The organism is Brachybacterium sp. SGAir0954 (assembly GCF_005490785.1).
GTDB lineage: Bacteria > Actinomycetota > Actinomycetes > Actinomycetales > Dermabacteraceae > Brachybacterium > Brachybacterium rhamnosum.
This window is the reverse complement of the sequence record NZ_CP027295.1, coordinates 2,575,408-2,598,652: the sequence shown is the minus strand read 5'-3', so window position 1 is coordinate 2,598,652 and position 23,245 is coordinate 2,575,408. Positions and strand designations below refer to the sequence as shown.

The following is a 23,245-nucleotide window of genomic DNA, read 5'->3' as shown; positions in this document are numbered from 1 at the left end:
CTCCCGCATGGGACAATCGGAGGATGACGACCGCGCTCCCCGCCTCCCTGACCGCGGACCTCGAGACCGCGGGCTACTTCCCGCAGACGGCCGGCGGCTCGCTCGCCCTGTCGCTGCGCGGCGCCCCCGTGCTGGGGCACCTGGTGCGGCCGGAGACCACCTTCGACGGCCCCGAGGTGCGCCGCCACCTCACAGTGCTCGTGCTGACCCCCCGCCACCTCCTCGTCAGCCACCTCGACGACGACCCGGCGGACGACCTCAACCCCAGCCAGGTCATCGCGACCACGGAGCGCATCCGCCTCAGCCGCGTCACCGGCACCGGGCTCTCCCAGGTCTTCGACACCGAGGGGACGAGGGTGCGGGGCAGCGAGGCCGAGGTGACGCTCGGCATCACCTGGGGCGGCACCCGTCGCGTCGACCTCGAGCGCGCGGACTGCGGCGACCCGTCCTGCCAGGTGGACCACGGCCTCAGCGGCACCGTCGCCCCCTCGGACCTCGCCCTGCGGGTGAGCGCGCTCGCCGACGGCGAGGCCGCCGTCCAGGAGGCGCTCGCCTTCCACGGTCTGCTGCTCGACGCCGTCGACGCGCTCGACTCCTGAGCCCGGTGCAGCCCGCCGACTGGCCCTCCGACCTGCTGCCGCCGCCCTTCGCGGCGGGCGCCCGTCCCGCGCTGCTCGACGTCGTCGCCCCGCTGGCCCGGGCCGACGCCCGTGGGCGCGACGTCGTCGTGCTGATCGACGGCCTCGGCGCCGAGCTGCTCGAGGAGCACCGCGCGCTGACCCCGACCCTGCGCCGTCTCGCCGGGAGCACCGAGCGCATCCGCACCGTCGCCCCCTCCACGACGGCGACCGCCATGGTGTCGCTGCACACGGGCCTGGCGCCGCTCGAGCACGGGGTGCTCGGCTACACCGCCATCGATCCCGCGACGGGCACCGCCGTCAACCAGATCACCGGTGAGCCCGGGATCGACCCGCAGCGGTGGATGCCGCTGCCCGGGCTGCTCGAGGAGCACCCCCGCCGCGCCGTGCAGGTCGCCCCCGCGAAGCATCAGGGCTCGCACCTCAGCCGCGTCGCCTATCGCGGCTGGGACTTCCAGGGGCACGGCCGCCACGACCGCGCGGACGCGGTCCTCGTGGCCGTGCGGCGCGCCGGCCCGGACGGCCTCGTGCACCTGCACGTCGACGACGTCGACCATGCGGGGCACCACCACGGCACGGACTCCGACGCCTGGCGCGAGGCGCTCGCCGAGGCGGACGCCCTGCTCGGCACCCTCCTGCGGCGCCTGCCCTCGGGCACCCGTGTCACGGTCACCGCGGACCACGGCATGGTCGACACGGACCCCGCGCACACCGTGGACCTCGCCGACCATCCGTCGCTGCAGCGGCTCGCTGGCACCGTCGCGGGGGAGGCCCGTGCGCTCGCGCTCGCCGTGCGCGAGCGGGACGAGGCGCCGCTGCTCGCGGCGGGGCTCGCGGAGCTGCTCGTGGACCGCGCCCTCGTGCTCACCCGCGACGAGGTGCTCAGCTCGGGTCTGCTGGGTCCGCAGGGCGCCGAGCCCTCCGCCGTCGCCGCCGGACGGGTGCCGGACGTCCTCGTGCTCGCCCGCGGCCGCTGGGGTGTCGACGACTTCTCCCGCCGCCCCGAGGGCGCACGGAAGCTGGTCGGCGTGCACGGGTCGCTCACGCCGCGCGAGGCGCTCGTCCCGCTGCTGCGCACGGAGGCCTGAGCGCCGGGTCCCCGGGACGACGGATCACGGGAGACGTCGGGCACCGAGGACGACGACAGCGGCCCCGCCCGTGAGGACGGAGCCGCTGCCGAGGTGGGCGGTCGAGCCGCTCAGTCGTGCTTGGCGCCGAAGACGATCTCGTCCCAGCTCGGCATCGAGGCGCGGCCCTTCTTCGCGGGCTTGGACGCCTTCTTCAGGGCGGGGGCGCTCTTCTGCTCGGGCTTCCCGGTGCTCTCCGCAGCGTCCTCATCGTGCCCATCGGCGCCCGGGGCGTCGGGGACCGACGGGTCCTCGGTGGCTCCCGCGTCCTCGTCACGAGGGTCGTCGAAGCCGGGGAGCGGGGTGAGGTCCTGGGTGAGGTCCACCGTGTCCTGGTACTGGAGCGGCTCCGGGGCGGGGGCGCCGTCCTCGTTCTCGAGCTCGCCGGAGGGGGCGGTCGCGGCGTCGTCCGTCAGGTCCTCGGAGAAGGGGTCCTCCTCCTCGGGGGCCGCTCCCGCATGGTCCCGGTGCGCGTCGAGGTCCGGATCGGCGTCCAGGCCACGGTCGGCGGACGGCACGATGTCGGCGTCGGCGTCGGCGTCGTCGGCCGGACCGGTGATCCCGCGCGACGGCGTGCTCCGCGGCACGTCCTCGTCCAGGGTGCTCCACACGCCGGCGGAGTCGTCGTCCTCGAGCGGCGGCACCGACCGCAGCCCGCGCCGGGCGTTGAGCGCGTCCAGCTCGGCCTCGTCGAAGGCGGCCGGATGGGCGGAGCGCTCGGCCGCGCCGCGGCGCGGCCCGGCGGACTCGTCGAAGGAGCCGTCGGCCTCGAGGTCGTAGACGGAGCTCTTGACCGCCATCAGACGGGTGCGGCCGCGGGACGGCTCGACGGGGGCGTCCTCGTCGCTGATCCAGCGCGCCTCGTCGTCGACGGGGGCGAGGGAGCGGTTGTCGAGATCCGCGACCCAGTGCGCCTGCCGGGTGCGACCGGCGGCGTTGAAGCTCAGCTCGAGGGTCCAGGTGCCGTCCGGGCGGCGCCAGGCGTCCCAGGCGACGTCCTCGGCGGCCTGACGGGCGGCGAGCCGCTCGGAGACCACGGAGGTGAGGGAGGGGCCGCCGCGTCCCACGGGGAAGGTGCGGGCACGGCCCGCGGTCCACTCGCGCTCGGCGAGCACCGGGCCCTCGTAGCGACGCACGTGCTCGACGGTGATGGCCGCGAGCTCGGCGATCTCCTCGGCGCTGCGTCCCGACCGCAGCAGGCCCTGGATCTGGCGGGGGCTGAGCGGGGCGGCGTCGGCCGCCTGGATCATGCCCAGCGCCGGTCGGTCGCGCCGGACGGCGGCGCGGAGCGCCTCGTCGATGCGCAGGGTGTACCGCTCACCATCGGAGTCGAGGAGGATGAGGTGCTCCCCGTCGTCGTGGATCCCGTCGAGCTCGAGCTCGCGCATCGTCGTCCTCTCCGTCGGTGCCTGGTCGGAACGTGGACCGAGTCTAGACGCCGAACATAGCGTGTCGCGCAGGGAACTCGCTGATGCGCCGCGCCCGGTGGAGGGGACGCGTGGGACCCGTGTTGTCGCATGCCGGGCGGTCTGCAATAATGCCGCCGCATTCGGCGTTGTGTCGCGCATCGGCCCGCAGGGGACGGGCGCCTGCGCACAGCCGAGGATCCACCCCCGGAGGACGGCGGAGCTCGCCCCCGTCATCCCCCGGACCACCACCAGGAACGGACCGTAGATGGCCACAGATTACGACGCACCGCGCAAGAACGACGACGAGTCGAACGACGACTCGATCGAGGAGCTCAAGGGTCGATCGAACAAGGCGGCGACGCCGGTGGTCGACGAGGACGAGGCGGAGGCCGCGGACTCCTACGAGCTGCCCGGCGCGGACCTCTCCGGTGAGGAGCTCTCCGTCCGCGTGCTGCCGCGGCAGGCCGACGAGTTCACCTGCGCCAGCTGCTTCCTCGTGAAGCACCGCAGCCAGATCGACCACGTCGAGGGGACCCTCATCATCTGCACCGAGTGCGCCGCCTGAGCGCATCCGCAGAGCATCACCCCCGCATCGCGGGTCAGAGCCGACGGCGCCCCTCCGGGAGGAGGGGCGCCGTCGGTGCATCAGGGGAGAGGGGCATCAGGAAAGAGCGGCCGCCGCGCGGCGGCCGGGCTCGCGGGGCTCAGGCGCTGCGCAGGGCGAGCGCGAGATCCTCGGGACGGCGGGTCGAGACGACCCAGGCGGTCGTGGGATCGCCCTCGTCGAGCACCTCGGCGCGCAGGCCCGAGCGGATCCAGCCGCGGGTGAGGTGGAAGGCGAGGGGCTCGAAGCCGACGCCCATCGTGCGCTGCCAGTCCTCGCCCTCGAGCTCCTCGGGAGTCCCCAGCAGCCCCACCTCGATCTGCGCGCGTCCCGCGCGCAGGCGCCCGCCGCTCACCTCGACCACGGGAGCGGTGAGCACCCCGAGCACGACGGCCACGACGATCCCGACGATCCCGACGACCAGCGCGAGCGTGGCGCCCAGCGGCACGAGCACCACGCCGCACATGGCTCCCACGGCGATGATGACGATCCAGGTGCCGATCCCGGGCAGCAGGCGCTCACGGTGCAGGGGCGCGCCCGGCGGAGCGGCGGCCGGCCGGGTCCCCGCACGGGAGGACGGGACGGCAGGATCAGGGGGGATCGGGGCGGCGGGGGAGCTCCCCTCGGCGGCGTCGGACATGCCCCCATCGTCTCACGCAGAGCTTGGACCACTCCTCAGCACGGAGCGCCTACCCTGGGTCCCATGCCTTCCACCACCCCGACCGCCACCGCCGCGGGCGCCGTCCCCGCGGAGGGTGCACCCGAGCTGCGCCTCCGCCTTGCCGAAGGGGCCGTCGCCCCCGTCCGCGCCCACGCGGACGACGCCGGCCTGGACCTCTCCAGCGCCGAGGACCTCACGATCGCCCCGGGCGGCCGTGCGCTCGTGGACACGGGTCTCGCCGTCGCCCTCCCGCCCGGCACCGTGGGCCTCGTGTGCCCGCGCTCGGGCCTCGCCTCCCGCCACGGCGTCACCGTGCTCAACGGCCCCGGCGTCGTCGACGCCGGCTACCGCGGGCCGATCAAGGTCGCGCTGCACAACACCGATCCCGCCGAGCCCTTCGCGCTGCGACGCGGCGACCGGATCGCCCAGCTCGTCGTGGTCCCCTTCCTCGCCCCCGTCCTGCGCACCGTCGAGGAGCTCGACGACACCGAGCGGGCGGCCTCCGGCTTCGGGTCGAGCGGCGGCTTCGGGCCCGCCACGGACGGGGAGGTGGCCTGAGATGGGACTGTTCTCCCGCCGCGGCAGGAAGGCCGCCGAGGACGTCGACGAGTCCTGGGTCGGGACCGCGGACGGCACAGGGACCGCTGCCGGCGCCGCGAAGGCCGATGCTGTCGACGCCGATGACACGGCCGACGCCGAGAAGGAGCAGGGGCGCGCCGCGCACCTCGAGGACGGCCCCTACGACGCCTCCGACGCGCCAGAGGAGGAGCGCATCGACCTCGGCGGCATCCAGGTCCCGGGGATCGACGGTCTCGAGCTGCGCATGGAGGTGGACCAGCGCACGAACGCCGTGACCGGCGCGAACCTCGTGCTGGGCGGCTCCTCGCTCCAGGTCCAGGCCTTCGCGGCGCCGAAGACCAGCGGGCTCTGGGACGAGGTGCGCACCTCCCTGCGCGACTCCGTGGTCGGGCAGGGCGGCACGGCGGAGACCCGCCCCGGCCCCTTCGGCACCGAGCTCATCACGCGACTGCCCGTCAAGCGCTCCGACGGCCGCACCGGCTACCGACCCGCCCGTTTCCTGGGCGTCGACGGTCCCCGCTGGTTCCTCCGCGCGATCCTCACCGGGAAGGCGCTCGGCGACCCGGCGCAGGCGAAGGAGTTCGAGACGCTGATCTCGCGGCTCGTCGTGGTCCGCGGGCACGAGGCGATGGCCCCGCAGGAGCTCATCCCCCTGCACCTGCCGGGGGAGCGCGTCGCGCCGACCTCCGCTGCGCCCGACGAGCTCCTCGACCCGCTCGCGCGCGGTCCCGAGATCACCCAGATCGGATGAGCGCCGCCGACGGCGGCACGCCGGAGCAGGGGAGCGGATCCGCCCCGGGCGGCGGGCCGCGCCAGGACGGAGCCGAGGACCGGCGCGCCCGCGGCCTGGGCGGCGTGCTGCGCCAGGAGGAGTTCTCGGTGCGCGACGCCGTCGGCGGTCCGCGCGGGATCGCCGAGTCCGTCGCGCCCACGCTCCTGTTCGTCGTGCTCTTCGTCGTCACCCGCTCGGTGGCCGTCGCGGCGGTCGTCGCGGTCGCCGTGGTGGTCGTCGCGCTCGTGGCGCGGCTCGTCCAGCGGCAGAGCCCGCAGACCGTCCTCGGCGGGCTGATCGGGGTGGCGCTCGGCGCGGTGCTCGCGCTCCGCTCGGGCGACGGCACCGACTTCTACGCGCCAGGCATCGCGATCAACGTCGTGACCCTCGTGCTGCTCGTGGTCTCGGTGCTCGCCCGTCGTCCGCTCATCGGCCTCGTCGTGGGCGCGCTCGACCCACGGGTCGAGGACTGGGCGCAGGACCCCGACGCCCGCCGTGTCTACACCCGTGCGACCTGGCTGTTCGCCGGTCTGTACGCCGCGAAGCTCGCGGTGCAGGTCCCGCTGCTGCTCGCGGGACAGGTCGCGGCGATGGGCGTGGCCAAGCTCGCCATGGGTCTGCCGCTGTTCGCCGTGGTGGCCTATCTGGTCTGGCTCATGCACCGGTCGCTGCTCGCGCGCCGGGCGGCACGAGCGCAGGACGGACCGGCGCACCGCGCCGGGTAAAGAATCGATCCCGATCCGCCGCCACGGCGCCAGGTGCGTCCGCATCGCGATCATCGGGGTGGGAGACTGGCCCGGACATGAACGAGTCCGCGGCGGGTGCCGCCGCGGGAAGGGAGCGGGACGCATGAACGCCACGGACTCCGAGCCGGAGCGCACGGTCGAGGACGCCGCCGCGCAGGGCCGTCTCCTCTCGCTGACCGCCGAGCGTCCCGCCGCCGGCGGCACCTTCGTCGCCCGCCACGAGGGTCGTGTGGTCTTCGTCCGCGGCACCGCTCCCGGGGAGACCGTCACCGCCCGTCTGCTCGACGACCCCGAGCAGGCGGCCGACGCGCGCTTCTGGCGCGCCGAGGCGATCGACGTGCTCGAGGCCGGCGTGGACCGTGTCCCCTCCGTATGGGCCGAGGCCGGCGTGGACGGCGTGGGCGGCGCGGAGTGGGCGCACATCGCCCTCCCTGCGCAGCGCCGCATCGCCTCCGAGGTCATGCAGGAGCTGCTCCAGCGCGCCGGCGTGACGAGCTACCCGATCGAGGACGTCCAGGTCGAGCCGGCCACCCATGACATGGACGGACTGGGATGGCGCACCCGCGTGCGCTTCGCGGTGGACGCCGACGGCGCGGTGGGCATGCGCGGCTGGCGCTCCCACGAGGTGCGGTCCGTGGGGGAGAACCCTCTCGCCGCCCAGGCGATCCGCGACCTGGACCTCGGCTCGTGGACCGCGCCGGAGGGCGTCGAGGCGATCGACGTCGTCGCGCCCTCGGCGGGCCCGCCCGCGGTCGTCCTGATCGGCCGGGAGCTGGACCCCGCCTCGGTGAGCATCCCGGACTCGTGGGGGGACGCCGACGTCGCCGTGCGCACCGCGCAGGGGCTGACCCCGCTGCGAGGAGACGGCACCGTCACCGAGCGTGTGGGGGAGCGGCTGTTCACCGTCGCGGCGACGGGCTTCTGGCAGGTGCACCGTCGGGCCGCGGAGCTGCTCACGGAGGTCGTCTCCGGTGATCTCGCCGCGCCCCGAGGCGGCAGCGTCTGGGACCTCTACGGCGGTGTCGGGCTGTTCGCCGCGGCCGCGGCGGAGCAGGTGGGCCAGGACGGCTCGGTCGTGAGCGTCGAGGGCAACCGTCGGGCCTCGCAGCTCGCGGCGGAGAACCTCGAGGACCTCCGGCAGGTCTCCACCGCGACCGCGGACGTCACCGACTGGGTGCGGGCGCGTCGCGGCGGCGTCGACGTCGTCGTGCTGGACCCGCCGCGCTCGGGCGCCGGGGCGGAGCTCATGGAGCTGCTCACGAAGGTCGTGCGGGAGCGGATCGTCTACGTCTCCTGCGAGCCGTCGACCCTCGCCCGGGACCTCGCCGTCGCGGAGAAGGCGGGCTGGGGCATCGTGGACCTGCGCGTCTTCGACCTCTTCCCGCACACCCATCACGTCGAGTCGGTGACCGTCCTGGAGCGCCCGCTGCGCTGATCAGGCGCACTCCGGCGTGCCCACTCGAATATCGGGACGCAGGAATTCGCTAATGCGGTGAGCATGCCCTTGGCGGCGGAACTCACGGCCCCGCCGCAGTGTGGCGGCGGCGAGGCTCCGCCGGACGAGTGCCCTGCGTGCTAGGGTTATCTTGACGTCAAGATAACTGGTCCGTGGCCCCTCGCCCCGTGATCGCCGCGTCATTCCGGCGCCGACGGAGAAGTCCGTGCAGTCCGCTCCGCGACGCTGTGACCGCGATTACGATGGACGAGTTCGCCCACGACATGAAGGAGTGTGCCCCGTGAGCACAGTCGATTCGTTCTCCGCGAAGCAGAATCTCAGCGTCGGCGAGACCGACTACGAGATCTACGCCCTCGACGCCGTCGATGGCGCTGAGAAGCTTCCCTACAGCCTCAAGATCCTCCTCGAGAACCTCCTGCGCACCGAGGACGGCGCGAACATCACCGCCGAGCACGTGCGCGCCCTCGCCGGATGGGACCCCACCGCGGATCCCTCCGTCGAGATCCAGTTCACGCCGGCCCGGGTGATCATGCAGGACTTCACCGGCGTGCCCTGCGTCGTCGACCTCGCCACCATGCGCGAGGCCGTGCAGGACCTCGGCGGCGACCCCGAGCGCATCAACCCGCTCGCCCCCGCGGAGATGGTCATCGACCACTCCGTCATGATCGACGTGGCCGGCCGCCTGGACGCGCTCGAGAAGAACATGGAGCTCGAGTACGAGCGCAACCGCGAGCGCTACCAGTTCCTGCGCTGGGGCCAGACCGCCTTCGACGACTTCAAGGTCGTCCCCCCGGGCACCGGCATCGTCCACCAGGTCAACATCGAGCACCTGGCCCGCACCGTCATGACCCGTGAGGTGTCCGTCAACGGGGAGGCGCCGGTGCTGCGCGCCTACCCCGACTCCTGCGTCGGCACCGACTCCCACACCACCATGGTCAACGGCCTGGGTGTGCTGGGCTGGGGCGTGGGCGGCATCGAGGCCGAGGCCGCGATGCTCGGCCAGCCGGTCTCCATGCTCATCCCGCAGGTCGTGGGCTTCAAGCTCACCGGCGAGATCCCCGCCGCCGCGACCGCGACCGACGTCGTGCTCACGATCACCGAGATGCTGCGCCAGCAGGGCGTCGTCGGCAAGTTCGTCGAGTTCTACGGCGAGGGCGTCGCCCAGGTGCCGCTCGCGAACCGCGCGACCATCGGCAACATGAGCCCCGAGTTCGGCTCGACCTGCGCGATCTTCCCGATCGACGACGTGACCGTCGACTACCTGCGCCTCACCGGCCGCTCCGAGGAGCAGCTCGCGCTGGTCGAGGCCTACGCCAAGCGCCAGGGCCTGTGGCACGACCCGTCCACCGAGGCGCAGTACTCGGTGACGCTCGAGCTGGACCTCTCCACCGTCGTCCCCTCGATCGCCGGCCCCAAGCGCCCCCAGGACCGCATCGTGCTGTCCGAGGCCAAGGAGTCCTTCCGCGAGGTGCTGCCCTCCTACGCGACCGGCCACCCGGCCGTGAGCAACGGCGACGGCTCCTTCCCGGCCTCCGACCCGGCCACCCCCGACTCCGACAACGAGTCCGGCGGCCCCGCTCCCGAGCACCAGCACGTCACGGGCCGCGCCTCGCAGCCCACCGCCGTGAAGGGCGCGGACTACACGATCGACCACGGCATCGTCTCGATCGCCTCGATCACCTCCTGCACCAACACCTCGAACCCCTCGGTCATGATGGCCGCCGGCCTGCTCGCGCAGAACGCCGTGGACAAGGGCCTCGAGGCGAAGCCCTGGGTGAAGACCTCGATGGCCCCCGGCTCGCAGGTCGTCACGAACTACTACACGAAGGCCGGCCTCTGGCCCGCCCTCGAGCAGCTCGGCTTCCACCTCGTGGGCTACGGCTGCACCACCTGCATCGGCAACTCCGGCCCGCTCGCGCCGGAGATCTCCGAGGCGATCGCCGAGAACGACCTCGCCGTCACCGCGGTGCTCTCGGGCAACCGCAACTTCGAGGGCCGCATCAACCCCGACGTGAAGATGAACTACCTGGCCTCGCCGCCGCTGGTCATCGCCTACGCGCTCGCGGGCACGATGGACTTCGACTTCGAGAACGACGCGCTGGGCACGGACAAGGACGGCAACGACGTCTACCTCCGCGACATCTGGCCCAACCCGACCGAGGTCGAGCGGGTCATCGGCGAGAACATCACGCAGGAGATGTTCTCCGAGGACTACAAGGACGTCTTCGCGGGTGATGACCGCTGGCGCGGGCTCGACACCCCCGAGGGCGCGACCTTCGCGTGGGACGAGGAGTCGACCTACGTGCGCAAGCCCCCGTACTTCGAGGGCATGGGCGCCACCCCGGACCCGGTCGAGGACATCACGGGCGCCCGCGTGCTCGCCAAGCTCGGCGACTCCACGACGACCGACCACATCTCGCCCGCGGGCTCGATCAAGGCCGACTCCCCGGCCGGTCGCTACCTGCGCGAGCACGGCGTCGAGCGCAAGGACTTCAACTCCTACGGCTCGCGCCGCGGCAACCACGAGGTGATGATCCGCGGCACCTTCGCGAACATCCGCATCAAGAACCAGCTCCTCGACGGCGTCGAGGGCGGGTACACGAAGAACTTCCTGACCGGCGAGCAGGAGTTCATCTACGACGCGGCGCAGGCCTACGCCGGGCAGGGCATCCCGCTCGTGGTCCTCGCGGGCAAGGAGTACGGCACCGGCTCCTCGCGCGACTGGGCCGCCAAGGGCACCAAGCTCCTGGGCGTCAAGGCCGTCATCACCGAGAGCTACGAGCGCATCCACCGCTCCAACCTCATCGGCATGGGCGTGCTCCCGCTGCAGTTCCCCGCGGGCCAGAACGCCGAGTCGCTGGGCCTGGACGGCACGGAGACCTTCGACATCTCCGGTGTCACCGCGCTCAACGAGGGCACCACGCCGAAGACGGTCGCCGTGAAGGCCACCAAGGAGGACGGCTCCGTCGTCGAGTTCGACGCGGTGCTCCGCATCGACACCCCCGGCGAGGCGGACTACTTCCGCAACGGCGGCATCCTGCAGTACGTGCTCCGCTCGCTGGTCGCCGCCTGACGATCACCGCGCTCTGAGCGGCGCCCCGTCCACCTCCTGGTGGGCGGGGCGCCGTCGTTCGGGGCGGCGGTGGTGGCCCGGCGCGGGGATACGAGCACCCCTGAGCACAGGATCTGCACCCTGTTGCAGATGGCTCCCGTACGCCGTGAATCCCCGGTGAAGATGTGCACAGATGTGACCATGCCTCCCGTCGATCCTGGTCAGGGAGTCGTACGCTGGGCTGGTCCCGTCCCCGACCTCCTTGGGAGGAACGCGCGTGCCCACCACCCAGCAGCGCTCCTTCACCTCGCTGATGCGCACCGCCGCGCCGAGCGACCTGCCGACGGCGCCGTCGGCCCACGCCGAGGTCGCCCCCGCGGAGGTCGCGATCCCCGCGGACCCCGCCGCGCTGCGCGCCCTGGACCCCGAACAGCTCCCCGGGCTCGCGCGCACCCTGCGCCGGCGACTGCTCGAGATCTGCTCCCGCACGGGCGGGCACCTCGGCCCGAACCTCGGCGTCGTCGAGCTGACGATCGCCCTGCACCGCGAGTTCGTCTCCCCGCAGGAACCGATCGTCTTCGACACCGGGCACCAGGCCTACGTCCACAAGATGCTCACCGGACGCGCGGACCTCCCCGGTCTGCGCAGCGCGGGCGGCACCTCCGGCTACCCCGACCGCGGAGAGTCCGCCCACGACCTCGTGGAGAACTCCCACGCCTCCGGCTCGATCGCCTGGGCCCACGGCCTGGACCGCGCCCACCGACTCGCCGGGCAGGACGGCGCGAGCGTCGCGGTGATCGGCGACGGCGCGCTCACCGGCGGCGTGGGCCTCGAGGCCCTCAACGAGCTCGCGGCGGACCGCGGCTCCCGCACCGTCGTCGTGCTCAACGACAACACCCGCTCCTACGCCCCGACCGTCGGCGGTCTCGCCCGGCACCTCGCGTCGCTGCGCGACGGGGACGTCCCTGCGGGGACGGACGTCTTCACCGCGCTGGGGCTGACCTACGTGGGGCCGGTCGACGGGCACGACCACGAGGCCCTCGCCGTCGCCCTGCGCCAGGCGCGGCGCGCCGCGGAGGACCCCTCCCGCCCCGGTGTCGTCGTGCACGTGCTCACCCGCAAGGGCGCCGGCTTCGCCCGCGCCGAGTCCGACGCCGTGGACCAGTGGCACGCCACCGGCCCCTTCGCCCTCGACGACGAGACCGCCGCCCCCGCCGCCGTGGACACCTGGACCCGGCGCCTCGGCGAGGCCGTGCTCGACGCTGCCCGGGAGGACGAGAAGGTCCTCGCGATCAGCGCGGCGATGGTCGACCCCGTGGGGCTCACCCCGATGCAGGAGGAGATGCCGGACCGTGTGCTCGACGTCGGCATCGCCGAGCAGCTGGCGCTGGACACCGCCGCCGGCCTCGCCGCGGGCGGCCGACGGCCCGTCGTCTCCCTCTACGCGACCTTCTTGGGTCGCGCCCACGACCAGCTGCTCCTCGACCTCGCCCTGCACGGCGAGGACGTCCTCATCACCCTCGACCGCGCGGGCGTCACCGGCGACGACGGCCCCAGCCACCACGGGGTGTGGGACCTGGGCCTCGCCGCGCAGGTGCCTGGGCTGTCGCTGTGGGCGCCGCGGGACGGCGAGCGGCTCGCGGGAGCGGTGCGCTCCGGGCTCGCGACCTCCGGCCCTTCGATCGTGCGCTTCCCCAAGGGCGCCTGCCCGCCCGATCTCCCGGCCACGGCGACGATCCCCGCGGGCGACGTGCTCGCCGGGGATCCTGACGCCCCGATCGACGTGCTCCTCGTGAGCATCGGCGCCCTCGCGGGCCGAGCCGTCGAGGCCGCCCGCCTCGTCGCCGCGGAGCACGAGGGCGCGAACGTCCTCGTGCTGGACCCGGTGCAGGCGCTGCCGCTCGGCGATGCGCTGCTCGACCTCGCGAGCGCCGCCTGCGCCGTCGTCACGCTCGAGGACGGCATCGCCGAGCGCGGCATCGGTGCGGCCCTCGCCGTGCGCCTCGCCGCTCGGGGCACCCTGTCCCGCCCGGCACCGGTGCTGCGCACACTCGGCCTCGCCCAGGAGTTCGTGCCCCACGCCAAGCGCGACGCGATCCTCACCGCGCACGGACTGGACGCCGAGGGGATCGCCGCGAGCCTGCGCCGCGTGCTCGGCTGAGCACGCGGGAGAGCGGACCGTGGACGCCGCGGAGCCGTCCCCGGGGAAGCCCGCTCGCTCCCGGGGGTGACGGTCTGACAGGGTGGGGCACATGAGCACCCTCACTGCGGATCTCGCACGTCTCCGCGAGGCCTTCGCCCTCAGCGAGCTCGGGACCGTGAGCCTGACCCCCTTCGCCGCGGTGCACCGCTGCCGCACGCGGGCGGGCGAGGACGCGGTGCTCAAGCGCACCGCGCGCGCCGCGCCCGCCATGGCCCGCTGGCTGCGGGCACTGGACGCCGCCGGGGTCGACGTGGTCGTCCCGCTCGCCGAGGCGCAGGAGGTCGACGGCGCGACGTGGGTGCTCTACCCGTACATCGAGGGGGAGCGGTACAGGGGCACGACGGAGCAGCTCCGCGCCGCCGGCGACCTGCTCGGACGCCTCCATGCCGCGGAGGTGCCGCTCGAGGGCCTGCGCCGCTACGCCCACCCCAGCACCGTGCGCGCCGAGGTCGAGGCGGACCTCGTGACCCTGCGGGAGATCCTGCACCGCGCCCTGCCCGCGGAGCGCGCCGCCGCGGCGGACGCCTCGATCACCGCGCTCGGCGCCCGCTGGTTCGAGCGCTCCTGGCCCGCCCTGCGCGCCGCGGACCCGGACCTCCCGCGCACGGGCGTCAGCTCCGACTGGAAGGCCGCGAACCTCGTGTTCCGGCCGGAGGGCGCGGTGCTCGTGGACCCGGACAACGGCGGTGTGGAGCCGCGGCTGCTCGACCTCGCCCTCGCGCTCGTGCTCTTCCCCTGCGAGACGCCCGGCGCGCCGCCGCGCATGCTCGAGCCCGCCGAGTGGGACGTGCTGGCCGGCGCCTACGCGCGGCACGTCACGCTCACCGACCGGGAGCGGGAGCTGTGGCCCGCGGCGCTGGACCACCAGTGGTGGGAGGAGGGCACCTGGGTGCTCGAGGACGCCGGGGAGGACGGCTGGACGGATCCCGTCCAGGGCGGCTACCTGCGCTCGCTCGCCGAGTGGGACCCCGCCCCGTACCTCCTGCCCGTCTGACCGGCGCAGCGGGGGAGTCAGCCCAGCGAGGAGCGCGGGGCAGGATCGTCCGCGCGGGCGGTGAGCACGACCGGGTCGCCGTCGGTCACCTGCAGCGTGTGCTCGGCGTGCGCGCCGCGGGAACCGTCGGCGGAGAGCTGGGTCCAGCCGTCGCGCTCGTCGACCACGAGCCGGTCGGTCGTCGGGACGAGGAAGGGCTCGACCGTGATGAGCTGCCCCGCCACGAGGCGCACGCCCTCCCCGGGGGTCCCGTGGTTCGGCACGAACGGCGCCTCGTGCATCGTACGGCCCACGCCGTGCCCGCCGAAGCGGTCGTTGATCGTGTAGCCGAGGTCGTGCGCGGCCGTCATCACCGCATGGCCGATGTCGCCCACCGTGCCGCCGGCGCGGACCTGGTCGATGCCGGCCCACATGACGCTCTCGGTGTCGCGGATCAGCTGCAGGTCCTCGGGCCGCGGGGTGCCCACGGGGACCGTGACGCAGGAGTCCGCGACCCAGCCCTCGAGCTCGACCGCGAAGTCGAGGGAGAGCAGGTCGCCGTCGGCCAGAACCCGGTCGTGGGGGCGGCCGTGCAGCACGCCCTCGTTGACCGAGGTGCAGATGACGTGCCCGAACGGCGAGGCGCCGAAAGCCGGGTGGTAGTCGATGTAGCAGCTGGTCGCGCCCGCCTCCCGGATCAGGCGGTGCGCCTCCGCATCGACGTCCAGCAGGTTCCAGCCCGGCTCGACCACGGTGCGCAGGTGCGAGAGCACGGAGGCGACGAACTCGCCCGCGGGCCGCGCCTGCGCGAGCGTGGGCAGCTCCTGGGTCGAGGAGCGGCGGCGCCGCCCGATCATCACCGCGTGCCCTCCGGGGCGACCGGCTCGGGGTGCTCGCCCGGCGCCGCGGGATCCGTGCCCGCGGCCGGACGCCGCGTGACGAGCTCCGCACCCACCCAGGCGATGCCGCCGCTGAAGAGCGCGGCCCCGATGAGGTGGAGGAAGACGACCGCCGCGGGGAGGCCCGCGAAGTACTGGACGTAGCCGATGACGCCCTGCAGCGCGGTGAGCAGCAGGAGGACGATCGCGGCGCGGCGCGGGGCGCGGTCCGCGCGGCCCTTCAGCAGGATCACGAGCAGCGCCACGAGCAGGGCGCAGAAGACCCACACGGCGGCCGCGTGGGCGCGGGCGATCTCGACGGGGTTGATGAGCAGGCGGGTGATGTCGCCGCTGTCCCCGGAGTGGGGGCCGGTGCCGGTGACGATCGTGCCCAGCACGAGGACGACGAAGCCGGCCGCCGCGAGCGGCGCGTAGACCCACACCGCGGCGCGGGGCGCGGCGAGACGGCGCGGCCCCTCCACGTCCATGGCGCGCACGAGGAGCACCGTGGAGGCGACGACGAGCAGCGGCGAGATGAGGAAGTGGGGGCTCACGAGGCCCGGGTGCAGGTGGAGGATCACGACGAGGGCGCCGATGAGCGCCTGGGCGATGGTGCCGATCAGGGGCACGGCCGCGAGCAGGAGGAACGCCCGGCCGCGGTGCCGCATCCAGCGCCAGGTGACGATCAGGACGAGCACGGCGACGATGCCGAGCAGGCCGGTCATGGTGCGGTTGCCGAACTCGATGAACGGGTGGATCCCGGACTCCGGCGTGTACCGCGGGGTGAACTGGCCGGGCTCGCAGCTGGGCCAGGTGGAGCAGCCCAGTCCGCTGCCGGTGAGGCGCACGAGCCCGCCGGTGAGGATGATGCCCATCTGGCACACGAGGTTCGCCCACAGGACGATCGCGACGATCCGGGAGCGGGCGGCGGCACCGAGCCCTGGGAGGCGGGGTTCGGGCAGGGTGGTCAGGCGGCCGTGGCGCTCGGGTCGCGTCCCGGCGCCCGCGACGGGGGCAGCGGCGGTGGGCATGCGGTCGATCCTAGTGACCGGCCCGCGCACGACGGGGGTCCGAAGGTCCCGACGACGCGGGGATGGGACCAATCCCATCCCCGCCGGCCGCCCGGGGGTGCCGGGAGCGTCCGCGCACGCGGCGGTGCTCAGGCGTCGGTCCAGCGGAACCAGCGGACGACGGCCGCGGTGCCGCCCACGGCCCACGCGAGGAGCACGACGACCGAGCCGATCGAGAACGGGCCGTGGGCGAGGCACGCGCGCAGCAGCTCGCCGAGAGCGCCGGAGGGCAGCAGGTCGACGATCCCTCCGAGGAACCGCGGGTACCGGGTGACGGGGACGGCGATCCCGGCGACCACGAACAGCACGAAGACGAGGTTCGAGGCGGCGAGGACGCCCTCGGTGCGCAGGCGCCCCGCGAGCAGCAGGCCCAGGGCGCCGAAGGCGATCGTGCCGAGCGCCCACACGGGCACCGCGGCGAGCAGGCCGCCGATCCCCGGGCGCCAGCCCATGACGAGCGCGACCGTGCCGAGCACGAGCACCTGGAGCACGTGCACGAGGAGCGTCGCGAGGATCTTCCCGGCGAGATAGCCGTCCCGCCCCAACGGCGTCGTCGCGACCCAGCGCAGAACCCCGTTGCGGCGGTCGAAGCCGGTCTGGATGGCCTGCGAGGTGAAGGCCGTCGAGACGAGGGCGGTCGCGAGGGTCGCGGCGATCGCGGTGTCGATCGGGGCGGCGCCGTCGATGCGGCCCACGGGCAGCAGCCGCAGGCCGACGAGCACCATCGCGGGCAGGGCCAGCGCCACCATGAGCTGCTCGCCGTTGGTGAGCAGGGTGCGGGCCTCGAGCGCGGCGTGGGCGAGGATGCGCCGGCCGCGCGGAGCGGGGGTGGCCCCGTCGGCGGGGACGGGGGAACCGGGATCGAGGGCGGGGTCGAGAGTGCGGTCGGGCGTGCTCATCGGGTGGTCTCCTGCTCGGGCTCGGCCTGCGCCATGAGGTCCAGCAGCACGGCCTCGAGATCGGCCGCCCCGCCCGCCGTGATCCGCAGCCGGGCGCCGTGACGCTCGGCCGCGGCGCGGAGGTCGTCCTCGAGGGCGTCCCGTCGGGCCGGGTCGACCGCGTCGATGCGGGCGCTGAGGGACTGCGCGCCCGCACGGTCCCGGTGCGAGGCGATGACCTCCTCGACGGTGCCGGAGGCGACGGTGCGTCCCCGGGCGATCACGTGGACCTCGTCGGCCAGGCCCACCACGTCCTCCATGAGGTGCGTGGTGAGCACGACCGCCGTGCCCTTGCGCGCGAGGCCGCGCACGAGGGTGCGCACGCGCCGCCGGATCGCCGGGTCCATGCCGGCGGTGGGCTCGTCGAGGAAGACCAGCTCGGGGCGGCCGATGATCGCGAGCGCGAGGCCGAGGCGCTGGCGCTGGCCGCCCGAGAGCCGCCGCACGAGGGTGCGGGCGAACCCGTCGGGCCCGGTGATGCCGAGGTACTCGGCGATCTCGTCGACGTCGAGCGGGTGGGCGTGCATCGCGGCGCCGTAGCGCAGCAGCTGCAGGGCCGTCGCCCCGGAAGTGAGGCCGCCGTCCTGGATCATGACCCCGACCCGGGCGCGGTGCTCCGGGGAGGCGCGCCAGGGGTCCGCGCCGAGCACGCGGACGCTCCCGCCGCCGGGGCGGAGCAGTCCGGTAGCGCAGGAGATCGCGGTGGTCTTGCCGGCGCCGTTGGGGCCCAGCAGGGCGGTGACGGCGCCGCGCCGCGCGGTGAGCTGGAGGCCGTCGAGGGCGCGGACCTCGCCGAAGGAGACGGCGAGGGACTCGGCGACGAGGGCGGGGGAGTGGTCTTCCATGGCGGCGCCCATGCTAGGCCCCCGTCCCCGGTAGCCGCCTCGACGTCCCGGGCGTCGCTCAGCGCCCCCGGACGACCAGCGGCGTGTGCGCGGGATCGACGACCTCCGCGGCGAGCGGCGGCTGCGGGGCGGTGCCGCCGGGGCCCCAGGTGTCGGTCGGGAAACGGTCGCGGTCGTGGGGGTCGATCAGCGGCGCCGGGTCCGGGCCGAGCGGCACCACGCGGGTGGGGTTGATGTCCGTCTGGACCGCGTAGTAGTGCTCCTTGATGTGCTCGACGTCGATCGTGTCGCCGAAGCCCGGGGTCTGGAAGAGGTCCTTCGTGTAGTTCCAGAGGTTCGGCATCGTGAACAGCGGCTGCCGGTTGGCCTTGAAGTGGGAGTAGTAGACGAGGTCGAAGCGCACGAGGGTCGGGAAGAGGCGCACATCCGCCTCGGTGATCGCGGGGCCCATGAGGTAGCGGCTGCGGGAGAGGCGGTCCTCGAGCTCGTCGAGCGCCGCCCAGAGCTCCCGGTACTCGCGCTCGTAGTCCGACTGCGTGCCGGCGAAGCCGACCTTGTAGACGCCGTTGTTGACGCGGTGCAGCATCCAGCGGTTCAGCTCGTCGATCTCGCCGCGCCGCTCCTCGGGGTAGAGGTCCGGGGCGCCCTCGCGCTGGAGCGCGGTCCACTGGGTCGCCAGGTCGAGGGTGATCTGCTGGAAGTCGTTGGTGACGACGGCGCGGGTGGGGACGTCGACCATGGCCGGGACGGTGATGCCGCGCGGGTAGTCGGGATAGCGGGCGAAGTAGGCCTGCTGGAGCCGCTCGTAGCCGAGTACCGGGTCCACCCCGCCCTCGTCGAGGTCGAAGGTCCACGAGCGCTTGTCATGGGTGGGGCCGGCGATCGCGAGGGAGATCGCGTCCTCGAGGCCCAGCAGGCGGCGCGAGATGATCGTGCGGTTCGCCCAGGGGCAGGCCCGGGAGACGGCGAGGCGGTAGCGGCCGGCCTCGACGGGCCAGCCGTCGCGCGCATCGACGGTGATGCGGTCGGGGATGTAGGTCATGTCGCGGTCGAAGGGCTTCCCGGCGTGGACGTAGCTGCCCGTCTGGTCGTTCGCGTCGGACGTGCTCATGAGGTCTCCTCGGTGCAGGGTCATCGCTTGGACCCGGCCAGAATAGTTGAAAACCGTACGATCGGTCGAGGGTATCGACCCCCTCGATCGTCCCGCAGGTGACGCTTCTCATGGGGTGGTCCGGGGTCGACAATATGCAAGCTGGACATTGTAAAATCTTGGACCGATGATGGTCCCGGGACCTGCGGCACCGACCGCGCGTCCCCGTCATCGCGAGGCCCGTCGTCACGGGACCCGAACGCACCGGAAGGAGGGGCGCATGAGCACGAGCGCCGGCACCGTCGACAGCACGGGCACCGGAGCCCCGCCCGCCGCAGGAGCTCCCGGCGACATCCCCGGCGAACCCGCTCGGGGCGCCGAGCACCGCGACACCCGCGAGCGGCTCATCGAGACGATCTCCGCCCACGGACCCATCACCGCCCGGCAGCTCGCCGAGCGGTTCGGGCTCACGAGCGCCGCCGTCCGGCGGCACCTCGCGGCCCTCGAGGCCGACGGCGTCATCGCCGAGCACGAGATCATCGTGGCCCACCGCGGCCGCGGCCGGCCCAGCAAGGCCTTCGTGCTCTCGCAGTCCGCGCACGAGGCCCTCCCGGGCGGCTACGACGAGCTCGCCGTCCTCGCCCTCCAGGAGATCTCCGCCCTGGGCGGCGACGAGGCGGTGGCCCGCCTCGCGGACCGCCGCGTGGAGGACTGGGAGCGCGAGGTCGCCCGCCGCACCGCCGAGCGCGAGGCGGCAGGGGAGCACGTCTCCCTCGCCCGCAAGCTCGAGCTCCTGGCCGAGCTCCTCACCGAGCGCGGCTACGCCACGACCGTGCGCCCCCTGAACGTCCCCCTCCCCGCCGCCGGTGCGCGATCCGGCACGGGGACGCGTACGCTCGTCACGGCGCAGCTCTGCCATGGTCACTGCCCCGTCCTCGACGTGGCCGCGGACCATCCGGAGCTGTGCGAGGCCGAGACCCGCATCATCGCGCGCATCATCGGAGCACCCGTCCAGCGCCTGGCGACCCTCGCCCAGGGCGCCCACGTGTGCACGACCCACATTCCGCTCACCGAGGGAAGGACACCATGACGAGCGCACCAGAGCAGCTAAGCCAGGACGAGATCATCGACTCCATCGGCAACTACGCCTTTGGCTGGCACGACGAGGACACGGCCGGCGCGAGCGCCCGCCGCGGTCTGGACGAGGACGTCGTCCGCGACATCTCCCGCCGCAAGGACGAGCCCGAGTGGATGCTCGAGCGTCGCCTCAAGGCCCTCGGCATCTTCGACAAGAAGCCGATGCCCACCTGGGGCCCCGATCTCTCCGGGATCGACTTCGACACCATCAAGTACTTCGTCCGCTCCACCGAGGGCCAGGCCTCCAGCTGGGAGGAGCTCCCGGCGGACATCCGCGAGACCTACGACCGCCTCGGCATCCCCGAGGCGGAGAAGCAGCGCCTCGTGGCCGGCGTCGCCGCCCAGTACGAGTCCGAGGTCGTCTATCACCAGATCCGTGAGGACCTCGAGGAGCAGGGCGTCATCTTCGTGGACACCGACACGGGTCTGCGCGACTACCCCGAGCTCTTCGAGGAGTACTTCGGCACCGTCATCCCCTCGGGTGACAACAAGTTCTCCGCGCTGAACACCGCGGTGTGGTCCGGCGGGTCCTTCGTGTACGTCCCCCCGGGCGTCCACGTCGAGATCCCGCTCCAGGCCTACTTCCGCATCAACACCGAGAACATGGGTCAGTTCGAGCGGACCCTGATCATCGCCGACGAGGGCTCCTACGTGCACTACGTCGAGGGCTGCACGGCACCGATCTACAAGTCGGACTCGCTGCACAGCGCCGTCGTCGAGATCGTCGTGAAGAAGGACGCCCGCGTCCGCTACACGACGATCCAGAACTGGTCGAACAACGTGTACAACCTGGTCACCAAGCGCACCACGGTGGAGCAGGGCGGCACCATGGAATGGGTCGACGGCAACATCGGCTCCAAGGTCACCATGAAGTACCCGGCCGTGTGGCTGATGGGCGAGCACGCCCGCGGCGAGACGCTGTCGATCGCCTTCGCGGGCGAGAACCAGCACCAGGACACCGGCTCGAAGATGGTGCACATGGCGCCCCACACCTCGAGCTCGATCGTCTCGAAGTCGGTCTCCCGGGCCGGTGGGCGGACCTCCTACCGCGGCCTCGTGCAGGTCATGCCCGGGGCGGAGCACTCCGCCTCGACCGTGCTGTGCGACGCGCTGCTCGTGGACACGGTCTCCCGTACCGACACCTACCCCTACGTCGACGTGCGCGTCGACGACGTCCAGATGGGCCACGAGGCGACCGTCTCGAAGGTCTCCGAGGAGCAGCTCTTCTACCTGATGAGCCGCGGCATGGAGGAGACCGAGGCCATGGCGATGATCGTGCGCGGCTTCATCGAGCCCATCGCGCGCGAGCTCCCCATGGAGTACGCCCTCGAGCTGAACCGCCTGATCGAGCTGCAGATGGAAGGAGCAGTCGGTTGATGACCACGTCCACCACGGAGGGCACCGAGACCACCCAGGAGCGCTCGGACGGCGAGATCGTCGGCGGGGCCGCCGGCGCCGCCCCGGTCGCGGCCCGTGCGACGATCGACGGCCTCGCGCCCGTCGCCCCGCAGCTGGAGGACGAGCGGCTCACGCTGCCCGCCGACGGCCCCGCGAAGCACGCGGCCACGAGCCGTGCGGCGCGGCCGCGCTCCTTCGAGCTCGGTGACCACCCGGTGCCGACCTCGAAGATCGAGGAGTGGCGCTTCACCCCGCTGCGCCGCTTCACGTCACTGTTCCAGGACGACGCGACCGAGGACGGCGCGGTCGACCACGCGGTGACCGTCCCCGAGGGCGCGCCCGAGGCCTCGACCCTCGCGATCGGCGAGGCGCCCCGCGGCACCGCGCTCGTGCCCGAGGACCTCACCGCGGCGATCGCCTCCGCCCGCACGGAGCAGGCGCTGCACCTGGTCGCGCCCCGCAACGCGGAGCTCGCCGAGCCCTTCCGCGTCGAGATCACCGGGCGCGGGGCGGACCGCCGCGCGAACGGGCACCTCGTGCTCGAGACCGAGGAGTCGTCCACGGCGACCTTCGTGCTCAACCACACCGGCTCCGCGCAGTACGCGCAGAACGTGGAGATGATCGTCGGCGACAACTCGCGGATGACCGTCATCGCCCTGCAGGACTGGGACGACGACGCTCTGCACATCTCCACGCACCACGCCAAGCTCGGTCGGGACGCGAAGCTCAAGCACATCGTCGTCTCGCTCGGCGGCAGCGCCGTGCGCGTCAACGCGATCGGCGAGTTCTCCGCGCCCGGCGCCGAGCTCGAGAACACCGGGCTCTACTTCGCGGACGAGAACCAGTTCCTCGAGCACCGTCTCTTCGTGGACCACGCCGCCCCGAACTGCACCTCCGACGTCGCCTACAAGGGCGCGCTGCAGGGGCAGAAGGCCCGCTCCGTGTGGGTGGGCGACGTCCTCATCCGCAAGGAGGCCGAGGGCACCAGTACCTACGAGCTGAACCGCAACCTCGTGCTCACCGAGGGCGCGCGCGCCGACTCCGTCCCCAACCTGGAGATCGAGACGGGCGAGATCGAGGGCGCCGGCCACGCCGCCGCCACCGGGCGCTTCGACGACGAGCAGCTGTTCTACCTCCGCGCCCGCGGCATCCCCGAGAAGGAGGCCCGCCGCCTGGTGGTGCGCGGCTTCTTCGCGGAGCTCATCCAGAAGATCGACGTGCCGGAGATCCGCGAGCACCTCTTCGAGTCCATCGAGGCGGAGCTCACCCGGAGCATGAACTGATGCAGGACGTCTCCGACCGCTTCGTGCAGGTCGCCCGGCTCGAGGACCTCGCGCCGGGCACCGCGCTCGACGTCGTCGCAGGAGGGCTCGAGATCGCCCTCGTGCGCGACGAGGCCGGAGGCGTCCACGCCCTCGAGGACCGCTGCTCGCACGACGAGATCGCGCTGAGCGACGGCGACGTCGAGGGTTGCACCATCGAGTGCTGGAAGCACGGGAGCCAGTTCGATCTGAACACCGGCCGCCCGCTCCAGCTCCCCGCCGTCCGCCCCGTCCGGGTGCTGCCCGTGCGGATCGACGAGGCCGCCGGGACGATCCACGTCGATCTCGCCGGCGACGCCTCCCACCCCTGAACACTTCCACCGTCCCGCGAGGGATACCGGTCAAGG

General features: G+C 73.4%; 21 protein-coding genes. 14 read left to right on the top strand and 7 right to left on the bottom strand.

From position 1 onward, the window contains the following. The first annotated feature begins 23 nt into the window (after positions 1 to 23). Positions 24 to 599 (top strand): DUF5998 family protein, encoded by a 576-nt coding sequence (locus tag C1N80_RS11665; RefSeq protein WP_137770920.1) that lies wholly within the window; start codon positions 24 to 26, stop codon positions 597 to 599. A gap of 5 nt (positions 600 to 604) precedes the next feature. Beyond that, entirely contained in the window at positions 605 to 1,726 is a 1,122-nt protein-coding gene (locus C1N80_RS11660) for an alkaline phosphatase family protein (RefSeq protein WP_240811112.1), read from the top strand. A gap of 110 nt (positions 1,727 to 1,836) precedes the next feature. Here the strand turns inward: C1N80_RS11660 and sepH are convergent, their stop codons facing one another. Beyond that, positions 1,837 to 3,153, bottom strand: coding sequence for a septation protein SepH (sepH, locus tag C1N80_RS11655; protein ID WP_137770919.1), 1,317 nt, complete (start codon positions 3,151 to 3,153; stop codon positions 1,837 to 1,839). Positions 3,154 to 3,439: 286 nt separating this feature from the next. Here sepH and C1N80_RS11650 point away from each other — a divergent pair, with 286 nt between their 5' ends. Beyond that, positions 3,440 to 3,739, top strand: a complete 300-nt coding sequence (locus tag C1N80_RS11650; RefSeq protein WP_137770918.1) for a DUF4193 domain-containing protein — start codon at positions 3,440 to 3,442, stop codon at positions 3,737 to 3,739. A gap of 139 nt (positions 3,740 to 3,878) precedes the next feature. On the opposite strand, the gene C1N80_RS11645 is transcribed toward C1N80_RS11650, so the two are convergent. Next, positions 3,879 to 4,418 (bottom strand): DUF3093 domain-containing protein, encoded by a 540-nt coding sequence (locus tag C1N80_RS11645; protein WP_137770917.1) that lies wholly within the window; start codon positions 4,416 to 4,418, stop codon positions 3,879 to 3,881. A gap of 63 nt (positions 4,419 to 4,481) precedes the next feature. Here C1N80_RS11645 and dut point away from each other — a divergent pair, with 63 nt between their 5' ends. The 7 genes from dut to C1N80_RS11610 all read left to right on the top strand — a co-directional run bounded on the left by dut (position 4,482) and on the right by C1N80_RS11610 (position 14,241). After that, a complete protein-coding gene (gene dut, locus C1N80_RS11640) occupies positions 4,482 to 4,997 on the top strand; it encodes a dUTP diphosphatase (RefSeq protein WP_137770916.1) in 516 nt (171 codons plus the stop codon). Between the two features lies 1 nt (position 4,998). Beyond that, entirely contained in the window at positions 4,999 to 5,769 is a 771-nt protein-coding gene (locus C1N80_RS11635) for a DUF3710 domain-containing protein (protein WP_137770915.1), read from the top strand. Then, positions 5,766 to 6,515, top strand: coding sequence for a DUF3159 domain-containing protein (locus tag C1N80_RS11630; protein WP_137770914.1), 750 nt, complete (start codon positions 5,766 to 5,768; stop codon positions 6,513 to 6,515). Before C1N80_RS11635 ends, C1N80_RS11630 begins: the two co-directional genes overlap by 4 nt. A 124-nt stretch (positions 6,516 to 6,639) precedes the next feature. Beyond that, the gene (locus tag C1N80_RS11625; RefSeq protein WP_137770913.1) at positions 6,640 to 7,971 is read left to right on the top strand and encodes a class I SAM-dependent RNA methyltransferase; all 1,332 of its coding nucleotides are present in this window, start codon (positions 6,640 to 6,642) and stop codon (positions 7,969 to 7,971) included. A 301-nt stretch (positions 7,972 to 8,272) separates the two neighbouring features. Then, positions 8,273 to 11,065 (top strand): aconitate hydratase AcnA, encoded by a 2,793-nt coding sequence (gene acnA, locus C1N80_RS11620; RefSeq protein WP_137770912.1) that lies wholly within the window; start codon positions 8,273 to 8,275, stop codon positions 11,063 to 11,065. Between the two features lie 256 nt (positions 11,066 to 11,321). Further along, complete coding sequence (locus C1N80_RS11615; protein WP_370296988.1) at positions 11,322 to 13,205, top strand: 1-deoxy-D-xylulose-5-phosphate synthase; 1,884 nt, start codon at positions 11,322 to 11,324, stop codon at positions 13,203 to 13,205. Positions 13,206 to 13,296: 91 nt separating this feature from the next. Further along, positions 13,297 to 14,241 carry a phosphotransferase gene (locus C1N80_RS11610; RefSeq protein WP_137770911.1) on the top strand — a complete coding sequence of 315 codons (945 nt, stop codon included), beginning with the start codon at positions 13,297 to 13,299 and terminating at the stop codon, positions 14,239 to 14,241. A gap of 17 nt (positions 14,242 to 14,258) precedes the next feature. Here the strand turns inward: C1N80_RS11610 and map are convergent, their stop codons facing one another. From map to C1N80_RS11585, 5 genes are all read right to left on the bottom strand, one after another. Further along, positions 14,259 to 15,080, bottom strand: coding sequence for a type I methionyl aminopeptidase (gene map, locus C1N80_RS11605; protein ID WP_137770910.1), 822 nt, complete (start codon positions 15,078 to 15,080; stop codon positions 14,259 to 14,261). Then, positions 15,077 to 16,129, bottom strand: coding sequence for a heme A synthase (locus tag C1N80_RS11600; protein WP_137770909.1), 1,053 nt, complete (start codon positions 16,127 to 16,129; stop codon positions 15,077 to 15,079). The genes map and C1N80_RS11600 overlap by 4 nt, the downstream gene beginning before the upstream one ends. A gap of 128 nt (positions 16,130 to 16,257) precedes the next feature. Then, positions 16,258 to 17,067 (bottom strand): ABC transporter permease, encoded by an 810-nt coding sequence (locus C1N80_RS11595; protein ID WP_137770908.1) that lies wholly within the window; start codon positions 17,065 to 17,067, stop codon positions 16,258 to 16,260. Next, entirely contained in the window at positions 17,064 to 17,951 is an 888-nt protein-coding gene (locus tag C1N80_RS11590) for an ABC transporter ATP-binding protein (protein ID WP_168198096.1), read from the bottom strand. Before C1N80_RS11590 ends, C1N80_RS11595 begins: the two co-directional genes overlap by 4 nt. Before the next feature lie 58 nt (positions 17,952 to 18,009). Further along, complete coding sequence (locus tag C1N80_RS11585; RefSeq protein WP_168198095.1) at positions 18,010 to 19,062, bottom strand: glutathione S-transferase family protein; 1,053 nt, start codon at positions 19,060 to 19,062, stop codon at positions 18,010 to 18,012. A 259-nt stretch (positions 19,063 to 19,321) separates the two neighbouring features. On the opposite strand from C1N80_RS11585, the gene C1N80_RS11580 reads away from it, so the two are divergent. Genes C1N80_RS11580 through C1N80_RS11565 form a run of 4 tightly spaced genes read left to right on the top strand, consistent with a single transcriptional unit; the run spans position 19,322 to position 23,209 of the window. After that, the gene (locus C1N80_RS11580; RefSeq protein WP_137770905.1) at positions 19,322 to 20,131 is read left to right on the top strand and encodes a metalloregulator ArsR/SmtB family transcription factor; all 810 of its coding nucleotides are present in this window, start codon (positions 19,322 to 19,324) and stop codon (positions 20,129 to 20,131) included. Continuing rightward, positions 20,128 to 21,555, top strand: a complete 1,428-nt coding sequence (gene sufB / locus C1N80_RS11575; RefSeq protein ID WP_137770904.1) for a Fe-S cluster assembly protein SufB — start codon at positions 20,128 to 20,130, stop codon at positions 21,553 to 21,555. Before C1N80_RS11580 ends, sufB begins: the two co-directional genes overlap by 4 nt. Continuing rightward, a complete protein-coding gene (sufD, locus tag C1N80_RS11570) occupies positions 21,555 to 22,859 on the top strand; it encodes a Fe-S cluster assembly protein SufD (protein ID WP_137770903.1) in 1,305 nt (434 codons plus the stop codon). The genes sufB and sufD overlap by 1 nt, the downstream gene beginning before the upstream one ends. Continuing rightward, on the top strand, positions 22,859 to 23,209 hold the full coding sequence (locus C1N80_RS11565) for a non-heme iron oxygenase ferredoxin subunit (protein ID WP_137770902.1): 351 nt from the start codon (positions 22,859 to 22,861) through the stop codon (positions 23,207 to 23,209). The genes sufD and C1N80_RS11565 overlap by 1 nt, the downstream gene beginning before the upstream one ends. Positions 23,210 to 23,245 lie beyond the last annotated feature (36 nt).